The following is an 18,050-nucleotide window of genomic DNA, read 5'->3' on the forward strand; positions in this document are numbered from 1 at the left end:
TTAATTCCTTTTAATTCCTTGTAATTCCTTGTAATTCCTTGATCTATGTGCTATTAATAACTCTGAGTTTACAGGGTATTATAACTTTGAATTTACAGGGTATTATAACTTTGAATTTACAGGGTGTTATAACTCTGAACCTGCATCTGGTATAATTATACTGTAATATATTTCTTTTCGAAATACTCTGAAAAAAACTATTCAAAATTCAAATCTTAAAACACAATCTGGCAGGGAAATATCACCAGGTTTCACCCTGCCACATTGCTTGAGTTTTATCGTTGGTGCTTTTGTTAATCTTTTTTATAATTACCAGATACTCTTCTCCTACTAACTGAGGCTCTTCAAAAATTGCATCTATCCCGAGTCTTTTAAGATAATCTTCGAACTCGGCTGCAGTTTTTAGATCCCTTACCCGGATCTTTGCTTCTTCATATAACCGCTGGCCATTTTTTACACTCAGAATGGATTCACTGAGAGGGCCAAGTATACTCTTCCCTAGCTGCATGCAGCGTTTTTCAAACTCGGCCTTATCTTCGTTCCATTCAACTGTTTGAAAACCTTCTCTAACAATCCGGGAAAGCATGTAGTCTCTGCCGGTTTCATTGTAAAACTTAAAGGCATGTCTGAGATCCGAGCAATTACTCTGGGAAGAGGTATATTTTAACGGAGAAAGAACCATTTCCGGGTCTTTTATTACGACGCCTTCATGCTCTTTTTCTCCGAGTTCCCGGATGATTTTTCCAATTTCTTCAGCAGCATTTTCCAGAGGAATTTCTTTGAAAAACTTTACCTGGAAAAAGCCGTACTTTTCCAGAATTTCCTGTTTCCGGCTTATTGGAAGAGGCTTACCGCTATTTTTCTCCCGAATATCAAAAATATAAAACTCTACTGAATCGATGCCATAGATATCTTTTGGGACATAAGGATTGTCCGGACCTATCATTTCTCCATAAAGTACAAGTTCAGGGAAATCGTCAAAAAACTTCAGATTCAATTTCTCTTTTGCTTTTTGAGTCGTATAGGGACAGATATATCCGCTTCGGGTAATTGCAAGGATTTCGTCTTTTGCAATCGCTATGCGGACATTATATCCATTCATCTTCTCTTCCACAGCCACTTTTTCAAGGCCGCTGAAATGCTTTTTAATCGTGGTGTCCAGTACCATTGCTCTCCGGATTTTCGGGAAACCCATTATGATTTCAAAAGAATCGTCTTTCTCATAAAGCACAGTTCCCCTCTCTATATGGGAGATCTCCTTATCGAAACGGAACAGATATTCATATTTTCCCCAATTCTGGGCAAGATAGTTTTTCTCAAAAAGGTGCTGAACCCTTTCTTTCTCGAATCCCAGGAAACTGGCAAGCTTAACTATAAATTGAGGATCTATTTCCTCGTTCCCCTCTCTACTCATGTTTATTTATCTGTTTTCAGGCCTGAAATAAGTTGTCGTTATCAGGCATGTATCAGAATATCTACATCTGTCTTTTCAATAATCTGTCTTCACAATAACCTGTCTTTTCAATAACCTGTCTTCACAATAACCTGTCTTTTCAATTAACCTGTCTTCACAATAACCTGTCTTTTCAATAACCTGTCTTCACAATAACCTGTCTTTTCAATAACCTGTCTTTTCAATAACCTGTTTTCATGAAATAATTTTAAAATGATCCAGTCCATTAAAAATGTTTTTAAGTATTCGGTTCTAATTTGTTTCTAATTTTATTACATCTAAGCTTGCAAAAAGGTTGGAGTGTATAATATGGCAGATGAAATCGACTACGAGATTATCGGCGACGATATGCAGATCGTCGAAATTGAGCTTGATCCGAATGAAGCTGTTCAGGCAGAAGCCGGGGCTATGGCATACATGGGGCCCGGAATTGAGATGCAGACAAGTATGGGTAACGAAGGTGGTGGATTTTTCGGAGGTCTCAAAAAAGGACTTAAAAGGGCCCTGACAGGAGAAAGTTTCTTTATTACAAGCTTTGTTCAAAAAGGTTCTGGAAAGGGGCATGTAGCTTTTGCGGCTCCTTATCCGGGAAAGATTATTCCCCTTGACCTCACAAAGTTTGGAGGCAGTCTCCTCTGTCAAAAAGATTCATTTCTCTGTGCTGCTCGCGGAGTAGAAATAGAAGTAGCTTTCACCCGCAAGCTTGGAGCAGGATTCTTCGGTGGCGAAGGTTTTATCCTGCAGAGACTGACAGGTGACGGTCTGGCCTTTCTCCATATCGGGGGCACAGTTATAAGAAAAGACCTGGCGGTTGGTGAGACTTATCGTGTCGATACAGGCTGTGTGGCAGCTTTCACCGAAACCGTAACATATGATATAACCTGGTCAAAGAACTTTAAAAATGCACTTTTCGGTGGTGAAGGAGTTGTTCTTGCAACCCTTACAGGTCCGGGCACAGTATATATGCAGAGCCTTCCTTTCTCCCGTCTTGCTGACAGAATCTTTGCAGCTTCTGCCTATGGTCACAGGGACGAACAGACCGGCGTTGCTGGAACTGGTATTCTGGGAGGCCTCATCGGTGGAGATAGGTCTTTCTAAAAATAGGAAAGTATTCTAAATAAAAAATCATTCTAAAAGGGGAATTGTTTTAAAATCGAATTCTTCTTAAAGAGAGATTCATTGTAAAATAAGAATCCTTCCTAAATGGGATTAAAGTAAAATTTGTTTTAAAGCAAGAAATAGGTCCAAGAGAAAGTGCAGAAATTCAAAAAAGGCCTGTTTAAGAAAGCAGGCCTTTTCTTATTTTCTTAATTACTGGCTTTCAGGATTTCAATTAAGTTTTTTCTGTCTCTCTTTCTCTGGTTTTGAGCTTACTTCTCAAGTGTATTTATTACATTTCTGCGGGCCAGGAAACCAGCAAGTTCATCATCCAGGCTGAGGACTGGAACACCACCTACATCGTGTTCTAGCATTGTCCTTACAGCTTCTTCAAGTGGAGTATTGGTATAGACACTAATCACACTACGGGTCATAATATCCCCTACCAATAGGTTCTTGATCCTTGAATCCTGCTGATTATCAGCCACTAAATCCCTGAAAGAACGCATGGCAAAGGCAATATCATCTTCAGCAATAATGCCTACAAGTTTTCCGTTTTCAAGTACTGGCAGCCTTCCTACATCTTTGTCCAGGATAACTCGCCTAGCGTGGCTAACCCTATCGGATGAACTGATCACTACAGGATTTTTTTCCATTACTTCCCCGACAAAGCCTGTGAAGTGATTTAGTTCCATGAATTCCTGGGGTGTCACCCAACCCAGGGCTTTTCCATTATCAGTGACAATAATTACGCCACCAGTCTTTTTCATCAGGGTAAGAACATCCCTGGTATCGGTATCAGGCAGAACCTTTACAAAATTGTCGGATACGGCTGTTGCAACATGCAGAGAGGATGCAGGTTTGCTCAGTTTCTTGCGAGTCCCGAGCTGCTCTGTCAGACTTCTCATTGTAAGTACACCGATTATCTGATCGTCATGAACTACCAGCAGACGTTTTGTGTTTTTCTTTTCCATTAGATCCAGAGCGTGAGATATGGTGTCTGACTTATCAATCCTGTATGGCTGTACCATCATGTCTTTAGCTTGCATGTAATTCACCTCATGCGTATCCAGAATTTTTAATTATATTTTCGTAATTCTTTACGTGTTTTCTTCATCCGTTTCCTACGGTTTAATTCCGCATTCTTTTCTTACATTTGGATGATTTGTCTATCGCTGTTAATTGATTCTTTCGCAGTATGTACCTCCACTGCGGTGTTTCAGAGGATGGCTTTCATGATATCGGTTCTGCTTATTATGCCCACTATATCTTCTCCATCACTGACAGGTAATGCAGTCACTCCATTTTCAATCATCTTTTTGGCGGCTGCACTGACATCTTCATTTGAATCAATGGAGTTTATTGGAGATATCATGATGTCTTCTGCGGTCAAGGGTAACTCTTTTACATATCTATAGGTCTTCTGGCCTCCAGGAGAGGATTTACGAGTCATCTTGATGTTTTTCGTGGAAAGTTCGCCTTGAAAATCAGTTAAGAGGTTTAAGGCAAGGCTTCTGCTGGAAATAATTCCTACAGGCTTTCCTGCATCGTCTTTAACAATCACTCTTTCGATGTTATTTCTGTTCATTTCGTCAATTACATGGTTGATAGTATGATGCCTGTGAACAGAAATAATATCTTCAGTCATTAATTTAGAGATCTTTGTTTTCATTTCCTCGTCATTTTCCGCAACAAAGCGCACAAGATCTGTCCTGGTGATAATACCTACAATATCGTTCTTTACAACCGGGATAGTATGCACCCCGTTCTCAAGCATTAAGGCAGCTGCTTGGGAAATAGAGGCCTCAGGATAGATGCTAATGACCGATTCAGTCATCAATAACTTGATAGGGATTTGATCTATTGGCCTCCTCCTCCATAGAGGTTCAGCCTGAGCCAGACGGTTAGTAATGTCTGATTTTGTAACGATTCCCACTATTTTGCCCTCATTGAGGACGAGCAACGTACTGATTTTATGCCTTAACATCAGTTTTCTCGCACGTGACACGGGTTCATCTGTATTTACGACGTACACAGGTGAACTCATGATGTTCGCTACATTCATGAAGTACCTCCTTCACTTTTACAATATATAAGTGTCAATAATTATACTTTTTGAATCGGAAGCAAAAGTTACAGTTTTTAGCTGTACTTGGTGAACTTTTAGGGAAGTAACCAGTACCTCTTGTTGAAGCGAGAACTATTTTAAAAGGTTCTTATTTTAGAAGGTTTTTATTTTAATGAGCTACACTTCAAATCCTGAATACTCAATGTACAGCTTACTTTTCGGCCTATACACAAATTATAGGCTTACTTCTTGATCTATCCAGCTAGAAAATTTTCCTTTCTTCAAATCTCCCGGAATCTTAATCTCCTGGAATCTTAATCTCTTGGAATCTTAATCTCTTGGAATCTTAATCTCTTAAAACTTAAGCCCGAAAGTTTCTCGGGCTCAGTTCAACTTTAATTTTCGCTAAACTTCGTTAAGCTCCGTGACAGTTTGAACCAGTTTGAATCAGTTTGAATCAGCTTGAATCAGCTTGAACCAACTTGAACCAGCCTGGATGAGGTCTAATCAATTGGAATCTCTTATCAATTGATTATTTCCTGGAATTCATTTAAGAGATCTCAGAAGATCTCTTTCAGTAATAATGCCGCGGAGCAGCCCATTATCCAGGACCGGAAGTGAACCTATCTTTTTCTCAAGCATTATTTCCATTGCTTTTCCCAGGTCTGTGCCTGGACTGGTCCATATCAGCTCTCTTGAGACAATAGAACCTACAGGCCGGTCTAGAGCCTCGTGAATGTTTCCTGTTGTCAGCTTACTGAAGGCTTCTCCCTTTCCAAGGAAATGGATAATATCAGAGGACGTGATAATTCCTGCGAAGATGCCGTCTTTGACTACAGGAAGCCTTCGAAGCCTGTTCTCTACCATTATTTTTGCTGCCTGTCCAATGGGAGTATCAGTTGAGACCATTCTGACGTTCTCGGTCATATATTCATCAACAGTTCGGTTTGTCACGATTCCGCCCATCAATTCAAGTGCATTCCTTTCGGTAAAGATTGCAACGACCTGCATGTCACTGTTCACGATTGGCAGACCGCCTGTTCTTCTTTCAATCATTGTTGAAACAGCGTCTTTAAAGTCAGCCTGGTCATAAAGATAGGGAATGTCAGTTTCCATGATTTGTCGTACTTCTTCGTTGATTGCAGCCAGAAGGTTACCTTTGAAGCGGTTTTCAACGAGCAGATTCTTTTTTCCGCCCCCCAGAAAATCGATAATATCTACGGAAGTAACTACCCCTTCCAGTCTCCGTGTACCGGCGTTTGTAATAGGAATGCGCCTGAACCTCTTTTCAGTCATAATCCTGATTGCATCCATTATTTTTGCAGTTGGAGGGAGGGTTACTACATTCCTTGTTGCCAGGGCCAGAATTTTTCCTTCATGTTCTGAAATACGGGATTTAAACTCAGGACCTATTCGCATAGTGCCCATGCTGCTAATCGTGTGCGGGTCTTTCTGCTGCGCTTTCTTGGATTTGCTCACACCTGGCTGAACCTTCATCTTATCAACGGACGAAAATGTCGTATTTCTGTTCAATAGGACCACCGAATTCGAGTTGCAGTTAATTGCTTTTTTCGTATTCCGTTTATTCTTTTTCTGCTTTTTTGCAGAAATTTTCCTGGTCTGCAGTTAATTCCTCAACAGACCCAGATTTGCTCCCGGAAAAATAAAACCTGAAAGCAATTTCTCCCGAATCTTTCCAAAAGGTTTACTTTATCCTATATTTGTAATTATTATTAATGATGATCTTTGATGTTATAATCTTTTTGCGTGAAAATTCAAAGGCGATTTTCAGAGGGTTTTTCAGGCCATACATTGACAATAGATTCCAAAAGGTCCTGTCTATCAACGATTCCAGATACCCTGTCTTTTTCATTTACAATAGTAACTCTTCCGATATCCTGGTGAATAATCATATCAATTGCTTTTTGAATGGAATCATTTTCTGAAAGTGTATACGTAGGTGTTGACATTATCTTCTCAACTTTTGGGCTTTCATTAGGTCTTGTTCGTCTCTCGTCTTCCACTTCAGTGCGCACAGCACCTGATTTGATTATGTCTCTACGAGTTATCATTCCAATGGGTTCGCCTTTCTTTGAAACTACAGGAATACCTGTATAATCGGTCTCGAGCATATACGCCCAGACTACGCTGACTTTGTCCTCTTGTGAGCACGTTTTGACTTTTTTCGTCATTACGGCCTGCAATGTTTTAGGAATATTTTTTGGAACTTCAACGTTTCTGAGAATATCCACATTACTCAGGACTCCAACAACTGTACGGTCCGTAGTTGATTTAACAACGGGAACTCTGTTCTGCTTCGACTGTACCATCAGTTTTGCAGCCTTTATCATATTCATGTCCGGAGTGACCGTGGGGGACTGGCTTGCATACCCACCTACTGTGACATTCGAGCGTGTAGAGGTAACCCTTAGGATATCCTGGTCGCTCAGCATTCCCACAAGCCTATTCTCTTCGTCAACAACAACAAGGCTCCGAAGAAGATAATCGCGCATCAGCTGACGGGCGCGAGTTACAAATTCTCCCTCTTTTATACTTACAGGCTCATTTGTCATAATCTCACTAACGTTCATTGTCGACCACCTTATACTCTCTTTAAAAAAGGAATTTCAAAATCGGTAGATAAAGGTCATAAGTTACTCGTAGTCCTCGCCTTCTTCTTGCCGGCAGTTTCCGCAAAGGTATCTTCCATCCACAAGTCTAAGATCATATGAAAAGATATTACAGGATTCGCACATCCCAGTCTGCAAATCCTCTGCCTCTGAAACCTCTTCGATTGAGGGAGTGGAAAGGAGAGCCTCTCTGTTCATGTCAATAAGTTCTTTAAGGATAGTATTAAGTCCGGGTGTTACTATCAGGATATCAGTGTTCGAAATCACTCCTACTATTCTACCGTTTTTCAGGACAGGCAGCCTTTTAATATTTGCCTTTAACATGATCTCGGAAGCTTCTACTATACTTGTTTCAGGTTCTACGGTTATCAAGGGGGTTGATAGGATTTCATTTGCCTTTACCTCACCTGGTTTTTTATCCTCGGTAACAATACCCTTTACAAAGTCCCTTTCAGTTATAATTCCCATGGCTTTGCCATTTTCTGTAATAATGACGCTTCCTGCATCGCGGCTGACCATTTCCCTTGCAATGGCAGGAATGTCTGAATTAATGTCCATTATTATGACTGCTTTATTCATGACTTCAGCAACTGAGACCTCTCTTTCAATCTCTCTGCTGTGAATACCAGTATCTATATCTCTCTCAGCATCTGTGTCCCTTCCAGGTCCATCTGCCATCTACTGCCGTTCCCCCTTTCATTCCGTAATTTGGCAATTCACAATATAAGATTTACAGATAATTTTTGGTAATTTTAGACAATTTTAGATAATTTTAGATAATTTTAGACAATTTTAGATAATTTTAGATAATTTTTGGTAATTTTAGATGATTTTAGGTAATTTTAGACAATTTTAGGTAATTTCAGATAATTTCAGATAATTTTAGATAATTTACATTAAGTCAAAATATATTATTTATAATATAAAATCAAATATATAATTTATAATATTCTTTTCGATTAAAAGCTCTTCAGGTATCAAGTTTCCTGTGGAAAAACGTCCAAGATTGCTTTAGTTTTCCCTTCAGTTCAGACCTTGCAATCATTAGCTTTTTAACGATGACATTCCGGTGAGGCTCATTGTCCCGGATTTATTTTTTGTCCGCTTCCTCTAAGATGTTTTCCCCATAATTTTCGGACTTTTTTACAGCTTATATATGATTCAAGGTACATAATAATAACGGAATTTGCTTTTTTTGTAGAGAACGTAAACTTGCGTGAAGTCGAGCGCATTCACTTTAAATCTCCAGTTAGTTTGTCTATGGTAAAGCTCATAGTAAAAAGCTTAAGGAAATCACGGAGGAAATTTTTCAGAACCCCCCTATTTCCACTGGAGGTTTTTGCTGAGAATGAAAAAGATTCAATCTTCTGGAAGAAGTATTAGAAAGAAGTGCAGAAAAGAAGTATACTTTAGAAAATAGGCTTATACAGTTTCAAAAAATCCAAATTATATTTGTAATGCTTTTTATTTCTCTCACAAGAAATTTTTCAGACCCCTTTATTTCCACTGGAACGCACTTTATAAGTTTTTACCTTAAAAAGTATGGCTTGAGTAGTAAACCAGAATCAGAAGCCCGATCCAAAGCCGAAAAAGGGAAAGTGATTAAAGCATAATTACTCTGCTTCGGTTCCCAATACTCAGCTCGATTTCTTCATTCAGGCCATACTTCGAATATGCATTAATGACCTGGATTTCGGAGTCAATATCAAGATCTTCGATCACATAAGCCTGTTCTCCCCAGAGAGTTAGCCTTATGCTGCCGGTTTCGTCTTTTATTTGGAGATTTGCAACCACATTTTCGGTTCCATCTTCCCTTTCAAACTCGCGGAGTTCCCCGATTTCGGAAACTTTACCCTGAACCGAATAGTTTTCCCCAGGGATAATATCAGCGATATCCGTAAACTTTTCTCTGTACTCAATCTCCTTTTCACTCTTCTGGATTATCCCCCGGCTTCCCAGGTTGAGTTCCACCTGCTGGTTAAAGGCATTTTCACGAGAGTAAGCATGAAGTACCTCTATGGTCTCGTCAAAGTCGATTTCATCCAGAAAGTTGGTTTTTTCATCCCATAAAGTCAGCCTGATTTTTCCAGTGGAATCACCAAGAAGAAGATTTCCGACTCTTCCGGTAGACCCGTCTTTTTTCTCAAAAGTCCGGATTTCCCCTATATCAAGAACTCTACCGGAAACGTTAATATTGTTCATATCAGTCCCGATATCCTCAATTGGGATGAATTCCTCTTCATACTCGACTTTTTTCTCACTTTTCTTTATTATACTGCGGTTTCCCACCTGCAACTCAACTTTCTGGGTAAAGGCATTCTCCCGCGCATAAGCACTTACCAGCTCCACAGTGTCTCCATATTCTACCTGGTTCATAAACTCAGTCCTGTCGTCCCAGAGGGTCACCCTGACTGTGCCTGTACTGTCTCCAAGAAGCAGGTTTCCTACCTTTCCATTGGTTCCGTCTTTTCGCTGGAAGGTCCTTACCTCTGAAATTTCCAGGACTTTTCCTGTCAAATTCAGGTCTCCCATGCCGTCCTTTATATCCTTTATTTTCTGGTTGTTGGCAGCTACATCGATTTCTTCTTCACTCTCGGTCAGGACTCCATTATTTCCGACATTGACTTCCACTCCTGAGTATCCTTGCTTCGCATAGCCGCTGATCTGGAGGGTTTGCCCTGCTACGATTTTTCCAGTTTTTATGAGATCTGCCATGTTGTCCCAGAGAGTTAGCTTAATCTTGCCGGTTTCATCTCCAACAATTATATTTCCGACTCTACCTATCGTCCCGTCGTTTCGGGTGAATTCTTTGATCTCAAAAACCGACACAACCTTTGCAACAAAGTTAATTTGTCCGCTATCAGCTGTAATATTTTCAACCTTTACACTGTCCCGACCTACATCCGAAAATCCAAGTTCGTTGGCAACCAGCATGGCAGCCATAGGTTCATCGCAAAGCCCTCCCATGCTTTCGACCTTTTCCTGTACACGCTGCAGAAAGTCTTCTTTACTGATAACGTTATTAAGTTTGTTATAAATTGATTCAATGTCTGTCATATTATCCCCTTAATATATGATTTCTATTTTCAGTGTCTATTATTTGCCTCAATTATTTGCCTTAATTCCTGTGGCAATAATTGTCAGTGACTATTAGTGATTGTTAGTGACTGTTAGTGACTGTTAGTGACGGTCAATGCTTTGAATCCGGTTTAGCATTATGGCATAAAATTCAAAAACTGTTAAGAGACACGTAGATTACAGGTTAGTAAATTACAAGTTTACAAGTCTGAGCACATTAACTTAAGTCGCACATTAACTTTTTCGGTCGTGGGTTTGAATCATTGAAAACCGAAAGTGAGAGAATCTCCCAATATATTCATCAAATACGAGAGATGTACTCGCTTTTTCGAAATTGATCTATAATTCAGGGACACGACCACTTTTTCTTACATCTTTTAATGAATGATAAGAATAATCATAACCAAATACCTTATAAAGTCTCTTTTATTCTTTTTGATTTTAAGTTTGAACACGCGGCTGTTGAAGTACTTTATATATTGCGCTACGATATGCAAGCCGTCTTACTAAAGATTACCGTGTGCCAGATGAAAGTATTTCTCAACAAAGCGGAATCAATATTAATAAACTATGCCCGTTTAATAAACTATGCCCCTTTAATAAACATGCCTACGCTTATCTATTCTATCTCCCGCTGGCTTTCAAACTAAAAATATCCTGAAATCAAAGCTTGATATTCACTATTTTTCCTTGAATGCCGTACTGAAGAACTCAGAGGTTTCCTGTCCTGCGAATTTCAGGAAATAAATTGGAGCAGAGGATAGTTGAAAAACATACAATTTTGGCTCTGCAACTTTGTTAAAATAAAACTTAAAACAAAACCTTATTTATAGTAAAGTTTCATTATGTACGTGATATCATGATTCGAAAATGCACTGAGCACGGCTATTTTAGAGGAGGCAGCTGTCTGCAGTGTAAACACCCTGGAAGATACCTGCTGGACGATAACAAGGAAGAAAAGCTTGGCAGGTTTGTATCTGGTGCTCTCAGACATTTCCCAGAATCTGCTGGAGTTGATATGGACAGATTCGGCTGGGTTAATATCAACGATTTCTGTGACGTTATGAGAAAGCGATACAACTGGATGAGGAAGGAATACCTTTACGCGCTTGTAGAATCTGATGAAAAAGGAAGGTACGAGATCCGAAATTCAAGAATCAGGGCACGTTACGGGCACTCTGTCAACATTGATCTGGATTACAGGGAAAGCGATTCTCCATATCTGTATTATGGGGCAAGCCCTGAAGAAGTTGATGTTCTGCTGGAGAACGGAATATTTCCAATAAAGCAAAGATATGTCCATCTCAGCACTTCGTATGAAAAAGCAGTAGAAGTGTCTCTTATTCATACTGAAAGCCCTGTCATCCTTCAAATCGATGCCTTTAAAGCTCAGGAAGATGGGATCTCTCTCAAACTTGCAACTGATGACATCGTACTTGCGGAAAAGATACCTCCTGAATATCTCTTTGTCGTTGAAGACTGATTTTAAAGGGTAGATTTCAAAAGAACAACTTTAAAAAGCTGATTTTTAAATTTCCAGCAAGTTATTTGTGTTACTTTCCTTTTTCTTTTTCTTTTTCTTTTTCTTTCCTTTTTTCTTCCCTTTTTCTTTTTCTTTTTCTTTTTCTTTCCTTTTTTCTTCCCTTTTTCTTTTTCTTCCTCTTTTCTTTCTCTTTCTCTCTTCTTTCAATTCACGGACACTTCTAAAAAGCCTTCTTTTTTTTCTATCCTGAATTTGACATTCAGAAACTGTTCAGTAATCCAGATATTTGTCGTAGTATGAAGAGAGAGTTCACGGACAGTGTAAGAACTATTTCCTGCAAGAGCCATGTATGGTATTAGCTGGTCTGCCAGATGTGTGTCCACCGAGGCTCCTGATCTAAGTTCAGGAATAATTTCGTCTGCGGCATATTTGCCTACTTTTTCTGCGGGAAGCCCTCTTTCCCCTAGGGCGCTCCCACCTATATAGCCTGTCCAGAGGGTTATCCCGCTTCCGGTGGAAAAAGCTTCAAAGGATTGAGTTTCAATTTGAGATGGATATCCGGCTTCCATTAATCTCGTACTGGCAGCTTCGGCCTGGCGTAAAGGTACATGAGCCGGAAGATTCGAAGCGTGAGAAATCCCCTTGATTTCTTCCTCTTCTTTTAAAAAATTAAATCCTCGCAACCTGCACGGCTTAAAATAAGCTGAAACTTTTCCTCCTCCTTTAGGGTAGTAACCGTGTTCTTTCAGAGTTAAGCTGCCTGAATATCCAAGTTGATCCAGAGCCCTGAAGGTTACATTCTGCAGGTAGTCTATTGTTGGAGACCAGGCCACGTCGGTTCCCCCTTTTATGGTGAGCTCGACCTTCTTTTTTGCAAATGGCAGGGCAGGCATAATACACTGGAGGAGCAGGGTTATGCTTCCTGCAGTCCCGATATCAATATCATACTTGCCCCCCTCTATTTCCACTGGAACAAACGAAATTTCAGTAGAGCCTGGAAAAAGTCCAGATGTCTGAGCTTTACAGATACTGGCTGCAGTTTCCAGCGCCTTTAAATGCTGCTGTTTCAGGCCTGGATTTGGTCTGTTTTTCCTGATATTAGTAATCCTTATCCCATTCCCGGTAACTGCGGAAAGGGCAACAGCCGTTCTGACCAACTGCCCTCCCCCTTCACCATAAGAGCCGTCGATCTCTAACATTTTCTTCCCCCACATTTTCCTGATTTCATCTTACGTTATCCTACTGCTTTCTATTTTATTCGCTTCCATTCACTTTGTTTCTATTTTCTTTGCTTCTATTCACTTCGCTTCCATTCACTTTTCTTCTATTCACTTTCCTTCCTTTTCCTTTATATTTCGGATTGCAGTTTTTACAGCTGGTCTGAGAGGATCCACAAGCATAGAGACCGGTGGTGCATAGCAAGTTTCCAGGTCAAGAAGGTCTCTAATGGTAGCTTTCTTTCGGATTGCCAGGGAAAGAGCATCAATCCTTTCTTTTATTCCCTCTCCTCCGGCAAGCTGTGCCCCTACCAGAATATCGTCTTTGAATAGGAGTTTAATGTACAGGTCTTTACGGCCCGGATAATAGGAAGCTCTTGTACGCCCCCGTGAAAATCCTGTGTTTATCTTTATTCCATGGCTTTCAGCCTCTTTTGAGGTAATGCCAACTCCGCCGAATTGTAACTCTCCTGCTACGGCTACCCAGGGGTTGGTAAGTGGCCCGAGAGGAGTACGTTTTCCTGTGATATTATTGCCGATTATGTCGGCCATATGCCGGGCTGTCGTTCCCAGTTGACTTAATTTTGCTTCCCCTGTTATAAGGTCTATTACTTCCACACATTCCCCGCCTGCATATACATAGGGAAGAAATTCTTCTCCTGCCTTAACCTGGAGCATTTCATTTACAATTATTCCTCCTGCTGTCCCTATTTCGATACCGGCCTCCAGGGCAAGGGATATCTCAGGTCTAACTCCACTCGCAAGAAGTACAAGATCTGCAGAAAGCTGACTATCTCCTACATATAGCGTTTTTTCTTTCCAGAAATTTTCAGGATAAACAGCAAGTTCCCCGAAAATGACCTCAATCCCGAGACTTTCCAGATGTTCTTTTATGATTTCGGAAATGTCAGGGTCCAGTTGTCTGGAAAGCAGATTTTTACTTCGGCTTATAAGGGAGGTTTTAATTCCTCTTTTTGAAAGCGCCGCTGAACACTCTATTCCTATTGTTCCTGCGCCTATTATGCAAACTCTCTCAACAGTTTCCAGGGCTTTTTCAAAAAGCACTCCATCGTCAAGGGTCCTTAGAGTAAAAATACCATAAGGGAGAACATTTGTGCTGCCTGTTAGAGGTATAAAGGGAAGGCTACCTGTAGCGATAACAAGTTTGTCAAAAGGATAAGTTCCTTCTCCTGTCCGAACAACTTTTAAATCGAGGTCTATTGAACTGACACACTCGTTTAGCCTGACATCTATTCGATTTCTTTTGAAAAAATCCTTGGGTTTCACTATTAATTTTTCAAAACTCTCGATTTCCCGGCCCAGAACAAAAGGGATTCCGCAGTGGCTGTAAGCAGTATGGGAATCTCTTGAAATTACGGTAATCTCAAAATCGCTCTGTCTTCGAATTTTGGTAGCAACCGCCATGCCACAGGCTCCCCCTCCTATAATAACCACTTTTACGGGGTCTTTTTTTCCGAGATTCTGTGCGGATACTGCTCCCTGAAATTTTCCATCGGTTTTGACTGCTTTCTGTATTTCATCTACAACGCTTTCTGTGCCAAAATCGCTTCCCATGCTCTCAGTAATTGTGTTTCACGCCTATTATAATTTAAGTACCCAAAAAGCTTTCAGGTTAGCGAGTGGAGAATTCTTAAAACGATTCTTTAAGGTTATTTGATCAGGCATTTTTTGAAAGGCAGATTACTTGAAAATCATCTGCTCTTCCCACATGAAAATGGGTCTTTGCATAATCCGAAAAAAGCGAGAAAAGGACTTATAATCTTCAGGGGTGGCTGAACGAGCGAGTTTGGGAGTGGGGGGTTAGTACATAAAAAAGTTTCTATGCCTCGCCCGTTCAATTTTTTACAAGTCTTTTTTTTTATATATACTTTTCTAAATTTTCGACTCTATTATTTTTTACATTTTCTAAATTTCTTATGACCCGTTCTGAAAGACTTCTTCTGGAGTTGTTTTGAAAGTATCTTATCTTCAAGACATCAGACATGAAAAATTACTTCGATTTGATAAAACTCTTTAAATAACCACAAAGTTCTTAAAGCCTGCCGGCATTAAATACATGAATTTAAAACATATGACGTACAGGTTTCCTCATTTGCCGAGACTCATTTAAAAGCAGAAGGGAACTGTTCTGTCAGATCATATCATTGATTAACAACTTCACCTATTCACCATTGCTAAATTCGTAAAGATAATCCAATGTAACTAATCCATATGCAAATTAATAAAAACTTCAGATTCACTACATTATCACACAGGGTTAAAATACCATTCAACGTAAAACTGAAATTCATATCTCATCACCCATGAAGTAAAAGTCAAAAAGTGTTCTCGATAAACCTGATATACATTTCACTTACCGCTTACCAGTTATCACTACAGAGCCCCTAAATCACGGGATAGGGCGTCTGCACATATCGGCTTCATGCCCGGATTACCCGTTTTTAAGGGTATTTATTGAAAATCATAGTTATCAGGCTAATTGAAATGTGAACACTTTTTTTGGCTTTTGGTCCTGAAGTTTATCTCAGGGTCATAATAAGAACTTATGTTAGGGAAAAGGCTTTCGAACAGATATTGGAAAGTCTCAGAAACAACGCAGGTATTATTGTCTGTTCAATTGAAAGTTAAGAGATTCTAGATCTAGAGAGCCTCAAGCCAGGTTAACTCAGGTCTGGGATTATAGCAGGTTCTCATAAGGTAAGAGCTTCCACTTAATAGCGTAAATTTCTGGCACTCTACCGAATTATGTCTCCTGGCATAAGTACAATGGAAATTCAAGGCAGGTTCGGAACTAGCTTTCCGGCTACATTTATAGTTAATTCTTAAATCTGCCCCTTCAAGGGTGTTTTTTTCCCTGATCCGAGATGAAATCTGATTTTTTTACTATTTTTGCATTTTCCAGGGCTTTACGAGTTTTCGGAGTTTAGAGAATAGTTTATGTTATCAGAAAACTCGACGGATCTAATTCACAAATGTAATTAATTACAATTGTTGGGAATTAACTTCCTAGTGTGTTTAATTTAATAAATCTATCACGATAAATCATTCACAATATATGAGGAGAATTCACATGCAAAATACGGATACTACAAAATACATCATTCATTCTAAAATTAATGCTGATGGGGTAATTGAACGTCCTGATATCGTAGGTGCGATCTTTGGGCAAACTGAGGGATTACTCGGGGCTGATCTTGATCTCCGTGACCTGCAAAAAACCGGCAGGATTGGCAGGATCGAGGTAATGGTTACGGCTAAAGGAGGAAAGACCAAAGGAAATATCTTTGTTCCCTCAAGCCTTGATAAGGTCGAAACCTCAATTCTTGCCGCGTCGCTTGAGACCATTGACAGAGTGGGGCCATGCAGCGCAAAAATCGAGGTTTTCCAGGTAGAAGACGTCAGAGCTGTAAAGCGAAAGAAGATTATTGAAAGGGCAAAACTCATTTTTACCAAAATGTTTGATGAGACCGTGCCTGAATCCCAGGAACTGGCCGACGAAGTACGACAGTCCGTAAGAGTCGATGAACTCACTTACTACGGAAAATCCAGAATTCCCTGTGGGCCGAATGTACTTAATTCAGATGCCATCATTATTCTCGAGGGAAGGGCTGACATTCTGAACCTGCTCCGCTATGGTATAAAGAACACCATCTGTGTAGGAGGAACAAATATTCCTCCGGAAGTTGCAGAGCTTACTAAAAAGAAAACAGTAACAGCGTTTACTGACGGAGACCGCGGAGGAGAACTCATAATACGTGAGCTCCTCCAGGTGGCAGACATCGACTATGTTGCCCGTGCCCCCGATGGAAAATGTGTAGAGGACCTTGTCCAGAAAGAAGTTATACGAGCTCTTCGTCGGAAGGTTCCTGTAGAGCAGATCATCGAGAAATACGGAATCCAGGAGAGGGAAGGCGAAGATAGTGCCTGCAGAGTGGAGAGGGGCTCCAAAAGAAAGATAAGGACACCTGAAATTGCTCCCAGGATTGCCGAAAAGAAGCTGCACAAGCGTGTTAAAGTTCACAGAGTCTCTTCAAAGCCAGACCTTTACGGGGAGGAATTCCCGGAAGAAGAAACGAAAGAAACAGAATCTGTAAAAGCTTTTGAAAAGATTTCTGAAAAAACTGCTGAAAAAGTCTCGGGAATAGTTCCTGTGACTGCAGAAAAAGTCAAAACAAGACCTATCATCGCAAAACCTCAGATTTCAGCGAGGGTAGTTCCTTCTGCTGTCAGAGTTTCCAGAGAAAAGCCTGTCGATAAGGTCCCGGCAGCCGTCAAAGTTCCTGGAGGTGAGGCGGTCAGGGTCTCTCCTGCTCCAGTAAAGCCAGTCCCTGTTTCTCCTGAAGCTCTCAGGTTCAGGCCTCATGTCGAGGCTCTGAAAGGAACTTTAACAGCCAGAATTCTTGACTCTCAGGACAAGGTAATAGAAGAGATTGCGGTGCGGGACCTTGCGAGCAGGCTGAAAACCTATAAAGAAAACATCCAGAGCGTAGTTTTTGATGGCGTAATTACTCAGAGACTCGTTGATATTGCCTCAAGTAATGCAATTAAGAACCTTATAGGTGTAAAGATAGGGAATATAGCCAAGGTTCCTGCTGATATGGAAGTTTTAACCGCAGGCATGCTTTGAGAGACCTTTACTTCTCTCAATATTTATTCTTTTTTACTCCCTTTTTTCACTTTTCCTTTCTTTTTACTTCCTTTTTTCACTTTTCATTCCTTATTGCTTCTTTTTTCTCAATTTTCATTCCTTATTTCTTCATTTTTTCATTTCCTATTCCTTATTACTTCTTTTTTTCACTTTTCATTCCTTATTGCTTCTTTTTTCACTTTTCCTTCCTTTTTACTTCTATTATCTTAATTCCCATCTTTTCCACTACTCTTTTTTCACTCTTCACTCTTCCCTATTCTTTTTTTCTTTTTCCAGCTTATCTTTCATTTTTTCAAGTTTTTACTTCCTTTTTGTTTCTTTTCTTAATTCTGGGGTTTTATTTCCTAAAGTCTG

13 protein-coding genes are annotated in these 18,050 nt (G+C 40.1%); 3 read left to right on the plus strand and 10 right to left on the minus strand.

Annotation, left to right across the window (positions count from 1 at the left end):
* Positions 1 to 241: 241 nt before the first annotated feature.
* Complete coding sequence (locus FXW07_RS16750; RefSeq protein ID WP_229396555.1) at positions 242 to 1,414, minus strand: RNA ligase; 1,173 nt, start codon at positions 1,412 to 1,414, stop codon at positions 242 to 244.
* A gap of 348 nt (positions 1,415 to 1,762) precedes the next feature.
* Here FXW07_RS16750 and FXW07_RS16755 point away from each other — a divergent pair, with 348 nt between their 5' ends.
* Positions 1,763 to 2,551 (plus strand): TIGR00266 family protein, encoded by a 789-nt coding sequence (locus FXW07_RS16755; protein WP_229396557.1) that lies wholly within the window; start codon positions 1,763 to 1,765, stop codon positions 2,549 to 2,551.
* A gap of 272 nt (positions 2,552 to 2,823) precedes the next feature.
* Here the strand turns inward: FXW07_RS16755 and FXW07_RS16760 are convergent, their stop codons facing one another.
* The 6 genes from FXW07_RS16760 to FXW07_RS16785 form a co-directional block, all read right to left on the minus strand.
* Entirely contained in the window at positions 2,824 to 3,600 is a 777-nt protein-coding gene (locus FXW07_RS16760; RefSeq protein WP_048116592.1) for a CBS domain-containing protein, read from the minus strand.
* A 170-nt stretch (positions 3,601 to 3,770) separates the two neighbouring features.
* Positions 3,771 to 4,616 carry a CBS domain-containing protein gene (locus tag FXW07_RS16765; protein ID WP_229396559.1) on the minus strand — a complete coding sequence of 282 codons (846 nt, stop codon included), beginning with the start codon at positions 4,614 to 4,616 and terminating at the stop codon, positions 3,771 to 3,773.
* A 549-nt stretch (positions 4,617 to 5,165) separates the two neighbouring features.
* Positions 5,166 to 6,161 (minus strand): CBS domain-containing protein, encoded by a 996-nt coding sequence (locus tag FXW07_RS16770; RefSeq protein WP_229396561.1) that lies wholly within the window; start codon positions 6,159 to 6,161, stop codon positions 5,166 to 5,168.
* Positions 6,162 to 6,394: 233 nt separating this feature from the next.
* A complete protein-coding gene (locus FXW07_RS16775) occupies positions 6,395 to 7,210 on the minus strand; it encodes a CBS domain-containing protein (RefSeq protein WP_229396562.1) in 816 nt (271 codons plus the stop codon).
* Between the two features lie 63 nt (positions 7,211 to 7,273).
* Complete coding sequence (locus FXW07_RS16780) at positions 7,274 to 7,927, minus strand: CBS domain-containing protein (protein WP_229396564.1); 654 nt, start codon at positions 7,925 to 7,927, stop codon at positions 7,274 to 7,276.
* Positions 7,928 to 8,851: 924 nt separating this feature from the next.
* Positions 8,852 to 10,306, minus strand: a complete 1,455-nt coding sequence (locus FXW07_RS16785) for an OB-fold nucleic acid binding domain-containing protein (protein ID WP_229396566.1) — start codon at positions 10,304 to 10,306, stop codon at positions 8,852 to 8,854.
* Positions 10,307 to 11,186: 880 nt separating this feature from the next.
* Between FXW07_RS16785 and FXW07_RS16790 the strand changes: the two genes are divergently transcribed.
* A complete protein-coding gene (locus FXW07_RS16790) occupies positions 11,187 to 11,810 on the plus strand; it encodes an RNA 2'-phosphotransferase (protein ID WP_229396568.1) in 624 nt (207 codons plus the stop codon).
* 45 nt (positions 11,811 to 11,855) lie between these two features.
* Here FXW07_RS16790 and FXW07_RS16795 read toward each other — a convergent pair whose 3' ends face one another.
* From FXW07_RS16795 to FXW07_RS16805, 3 genes are all read right to left on the minus strand, one after another.
* Entirely contained in the window at positions 11,856 to 12,017 is a 162-nt protein-coding gene (locus tag FXW07_RS16795; protein WP_229396570.1) for a hypothetical protein, read from the minus strand.
* Positions 12,014 to 13,009, minus strand: coding sequence for an RNA 3'-terminal phosphate cyclase (rtcA, locus tag FXW07_RS16800; protein WP_229396572.1), 996 nt, complete (start codon positions 13,007 to 13,009; stop codon positions 12,014 to 12,016). Before rtcA ends, FXW07_RS16795 begins: the two co-directional genes overlap by 4 nt.
* Before the next feature lie 129 nt (positions 13,010 to 13,138).
* Entirely contained in the window at positions 13,139 to 14,602 is a 1,464-nt protein-coding gene (locus tag FXW07_RS16805; RefSeq protein ID WP_229396574.1) for an FAD-dependent oxidoreductase, read from the minus strand.
* 1,516 nt (positions 14,603 to 16,118) lie between these two features.
* Between FXW07_RS16805 and dnaG the strand changes: the two genes are divergently transcribed.
* A complete protein-coding gene (gene dnaG / locus FXW07_RS16810; protein WP_229396576.1) occupies positions 16,119 to 17,675 on the plus strand; it encodes a DNA primase DnaG in 1,557 nt (518 codons plus the stop codon).
* The last annotated feature ends 375 nt before the right edge of the window (positions 17,676 to 18,050 follow it).

The sequence above is a fragment of the Methanosarcina sp. DH1 genome, from assembly GCF_020804205.1.
GTDB lineage: Archaea > Halobacteriota > Methanosarcinia > Methanosarcinales > Methanosarcinaceae > Methanosarcina > Methanosarcina vacuolata.

What these genes read in the sequence shown, in the direction of transcription:
- FXW07_RS16805 (WP_229396574.1), bottom strand. Translation starts at nt 14,602, where the DNA reads ATGGGAAGCGATTTTGGCACAGAAAGCGTTGTAGATGAAATACAGAAA.
- FXW07_RS16790 (WP_229396568.1), top strand. Translation starts at nt 11,187, where the DNA reads ATGATTCGAAAATGCACTGAGCACGGCTATTTTAGAGGAGGCAGCTGT.
- dnaG (WP_229396576.1), top strand. Translation starts at nt 16,119, where the DNA reads ATGCAAAATACGGATACTACAAAATACATCATTCATTCTAAAATTAAT.
- FXW07_RS16760 (WP_048116592.1), bottom strand. Translation starts at nt 3,600, where the DNA reads ATGCAAGCTAAAGACATGATGGTACAGCCATACAGGATTGATAAGTCA.
- FXW07_RS16780 (WP_229396564.1), bottom strand. Translation starts at nt 7,927, where the DNA reads ATGGCAGATGGACCTGGAAGGGACACAGATGCTGAGAGAGATATAGAT.
- FXW07_RS16750 (WP_229396555.1), bottom strand. Translation starts at nt 1,414, where the DNA reads ATGAGTAGAGAGGGGAACGAGGAAATAGATCCTCAATTTATAGTTAAG.
- FXW07_RS16785 (WP_229396566.1), bottom strand. Translation starts at nt 10,306, where the DNA reads ATGACAGACATTGAATCAATTTATAACAAACTTAATAACGTTATCAGT.
- rtcA (WP_229396572.1), bottom strand. Translation starts at nt 13,009, where the DNA reads ATGTTAGAGATCGACGGCTCTTATGGTGAAGGGGGAGGGCAGTTGGTC.
- FXW07_RS16775 (WP_229396562.1), bottom strand. Translation starts at nt 7,210, where the DNA reads ATGAACGTTAGTGAGATTATGACAAATGAGCCTGTAAGTATAAAAGAG.
- FXW07_RS16755 (WP_229396557.1), top strand. Translation starts at nt 1,763, where the DNA reads ATGGCAGATGAAATCGACTACGAGATTATCGGCGACGATATGCAGATC.
- FXW07_RS16765 (WP_229396559.1), bottom strand. Translation starts at nt 4,616, where the DNA reads ATGAATGTAGCGAACATCATGAGTTCACCTGTGTACGTCGTAAATACA.